The 3,611-nt window shown below is 49.6% G+C and carries 2 protein-coding genes; one reads left to right on the top strand and one right to left on the bottom strand.

Annotated elements, in window-relative coordinates; genetic code table 11:
* Positions 1-452: 452 nt before the first annotated feature.
* Positions 453-2,867 (top strand): glycoside hydrolase family 2 TIM barrel-domain containing protein, encoded by a 2,415-nt coding sequence (locus IE099_RS20310; protein ID WP_189574572.1) that lies wholly within the window; start codon positions 453-455, stop codon positions 2,865-2,867.
* A gap of 264 nt (positions 2,868-3,131) precedes the next feature.
* Here the strand turns inward: IE099_RS20310 and IE099_RS20305 are convergent.
* A partial coding sequence (locus IE099_RS20305; RefSeq protein ID WP_189574569.1) for a transposase occupies positions 3,132-3,611 on the bottom strand: 480 nt, incomplete at its 5' end.

Below are 3,611 nucleotides of genomic sequence, written 5' to 3'. Positions count from 1 at the left end.
GATTTGGAAACTGACGTTGACGGCCGATTTGCGATTCTCAGAAAGACACCCTAAAAGTACAGTTTGTTTTGCGTCTTTTTCGGCAACTTCATCTGGAAAACGGTCTAGAACCGAGGGGAAATCATTCCCCTACTCTAAAAAACCACCCCTAATTTTCATAAAAAACATTATCACATTAATTGATGAGTACGCTCCCTACTCATTCCGCCGCGCACTTTCCTAGGTCCCTCGCCGAAAACCACAATGCCTACCGACTTATCTGCAAAGCTTTCCGCAACGAGCTCCACTTCATGCTAAGGCATTATTGGTTTAAAATCAAACTTGCTCCAACACCATCAAGATGACTTACTCTGAATATGGGTAGATACTATCTTCATTGCTTCACCTTCATGTTTGGCCTTGGATGCACATCGGGTTCAGAAAGAAGCCATGAAAACTGGAATGAAGACTGGATGTTCTATTCTTCGAAAGAAGACACCTTTGCGGAGCGCACCGAAAATGCTTTCCCCTCCGCTCCATCTTTCGATGATTCAACTTGGACAAAAGTCACTCTCCCTCACGACTGGGCGGTTTTGGAAGGATTTGACTCCCTCCTTGAAGGCCAGACTGGGAAACTTCCCTATGAGGGTGTTGGGTGGTATCGCAAAGGTTTAACACTTGATTCCGGTGACAGGGGTAAATCCATTTTCCTCGGTATCGACGGCGCCATGTCCGAAGCCCGTATTTTTGTCAACGGTCAGGAAATCTCATACAGGCCCAATGGCTACACATCCTATCGAGTCCAGCTTCCCAACGAGCACCTCAAGTTCGATGAGCCTAACTCCATCGCGATCCGTTTACAGAACCTAACTGAATCCAGTCGCTGGTATCCTGGAGCGGGGCTTTATCGCGACGTGTGGCTCAGCAAGACAAATCCGATCCACTTTGCTCACAATGGAATCATAGTCCGAAATCCACTCGAAAAGAACGGTGTCACTCAGGTCGAAATTACAACTGAAATAGTTGGGAAAGACGACACCCTTCGAATATCCTTTGAGGCCACTCAAGAAGGTCAAGTCATCGGTTCCTCAAAGCCAGCTTCGGCTCAAAACTCACCTTTCAAACTCGACTTGACCAGTCCTCGCCCTTGGACCCTGGGAGATCCAGCTCTGGTTAAGTTCACTGCGAAGCTTCACCAAGACGAGAAAGTGATCGACGAACTTTCGCTCACGACCGGTATACGCACTCTCACCTTCCTTGCTGATGAGGGGTTCCTGCTCAATGGCACGCCCACTGAACTCAAGGGTGTTTGTATTCATCATGACCTCGGTCCTTTGGGAGCAGCCTTCAACCGAAGTGCAGCTCGGAGACAGATTCAATTGCTCAAGAAAATGGGCTGTAATGCCATTCGAACTGTCCACAACCCGCCAGCCCCAGGGTTCGTAGAGCTGTGCGACGAAGAAGGGATATTGCTCCTCATTGAAGCCTTCGACACCTGGGATATACCCAAACGAAAAAACGACTACAGCCGTTTTTTTGAGGACTGGCACGAGAAGGATCTTCGCTCCATGGTTAGGAACTTCCGTAATTCTCCCAGCGTGATTATGTGGTCGTTGGGTAACAATGTAGCCGGAGGTTATCATAATCGCTCCCGAGGTCTCTTTTTAGCTCAAAGTCTTCGCCAGATCGTTGAGAGCGAGGATCCAACTCGTCAGGTCACAATTTGTAACCATTCCCTCGAGACGAGCCTGAACCTATCGAAGGGTCTTGATTTACTGGGGCTCAACTACAACCCCAATCTCTATGCTGAGATTCGTTCCGAGGCACAAACTCTCGCTCTCTTCGGCGCCGAGACCACACGCACCATTTCTTCACGGGGGGAATATTTTTTCCCAATGGAATGGAAACGAAATTCTGGCTACGATCTCGCCTCCTTCCAAATCTCATCCTATGATCGCTCCGCACCTCCGTGGGGCTTTCCTGCGGAGGTAGAACTTGAAGGAGTCGCTACGACAAGGCCTTGGAATCTTGGTCAGTTTGTTTGGACTGGTTATGATTTTCTTGGTGACCCTTGGCCTTTTCTTCCCCGGAACATCCTCAAAAACATGCCCAAGACCAAGCCCATCCGGGTTAGAAAAAGTCGTATCGAGACCATATCTCCCTCTCGCTCTTCCTACTACGGAATCATGGACCTTTGTGGATTCCCCAAAGACCGCTTCTACCTCTACCAAGCCGCTTGGAAGCCCGAGTTACCAGTAGCCCATCTTCTTCCTCATTGGAATTGGCCGGAAGAGCAAGTCGGACAAATCACTCCTGTCCATCTCTACACCAACGGAGACGAAGCTGAACTCTTTCTCAACGAACAATCAAAAGGTCGCTTCCAAAAGGGCGACCCAACCACAGATCAGAAATCAAACTATCGTATCCATTGGGATGCCATTAGGTATGAACCCGGAGAACTCAAAGCCGTTGTCTACAAGGAAGGCAAACCTTGGGCCGAAAGTGTTGTCAGAACAGCAGGAGAACCTAAGTCCCTCAATTTGCAAGCAGACCGTCTTGCTGTTTCCGCTAATGGCTCTGACTACGCCTTTCTCACGGCCAGCATAGTCGATTCTGGCGGAAATTCCGTTCCAACCGCCAACAACAAGCTTCAATTTCGAGTCGAAGGACCGGGACGAGTCATTGCGACCGGGAACGGAGACTCCAGCAACCTCACCAAGTTTTCCTCTCCGGACCGAGAAGCCTTCAATTCTCTTTGCTTAGCTATCGTAGCCGTCGATGAACCTGGAAAAGTCAAAATCTCGGTTTCTTCCGAAGGCCTCGCCTCTTCATATCTCACTCTAACAGGCCAGAACACGATAACCGAGACCGAAGTCCCGGACAACTAATCTCAAACAAACTTTAAGTAGTCGAACTCAGGACACCACATCCTTCTGGAGCTGCCGGAGGTTGCAGAGACGCTCGGACTTTGAAACCACTTCCAAGCCTTACAGGAGACGAGCCCCCGTTTTGCGCTCAGTAGTAAAATGCTCTTTGGCAGAGCGAAAAACTTCTTCGAAAGCGCCCGAAACCCGGCCTTCGAAATGCAATAGTCGCATAGGCTGTTCCTATGCAAGCTTGGCAGCTAGACCGTTTTCCACATGAACTTGCCGTTATTCGGAGTAGGGATTGCAGACTGATTTAAGAACATCAGGTTCCTTGAGGAGCGCTCGGATGGATTGAAAAACCTTCTCGTTGAGTTCTCCCCCATGGCGAGTGACGAAGCCCGCCAGGTAGTCTCTCTTCAGGTGCTGCCAAAGCCATTCAATCGGGTTGAAGTCGGGACTGTAGGGAGGCAGAAATTTGACTCGAATGTGGTGCCAGTTCAATGCTTTCGATTTATGCCAACTCGCATTGTCCAACACCAACCAGACCTCTCCATGAATTGGAGGAACTTCTTTGGCCATGGTGTCGAGGAAGGCTTGAAAAACCTCGGTATCACTTTGGGGAACGAGCAGACTCACGAGTTGTCCATCGCTCGGGTTAATGGCCCCGATCACGTTCTGACGCACATGCCCACCATGATAACCTTGAGTCGGACTTGAACCGCGTTGAACCCATTTGTGTCGGGGTCTGGGGTCACCCTCAAAGCC

This window comes from Roseibacillus persicicus (genome assembly GCF_014651675.1).
GTDB lineage: Bacteria > Verrucomicrobiota > Verrucomicrobiia > Verrucomicrobiales > Akkermansiaceae > Roseibacillus > Roseibacillus persicicus.
Note: the sequence above shows the minus strand (reverse complement) of the source record. Positions and strands in the feature narration are given on the sequence as shown.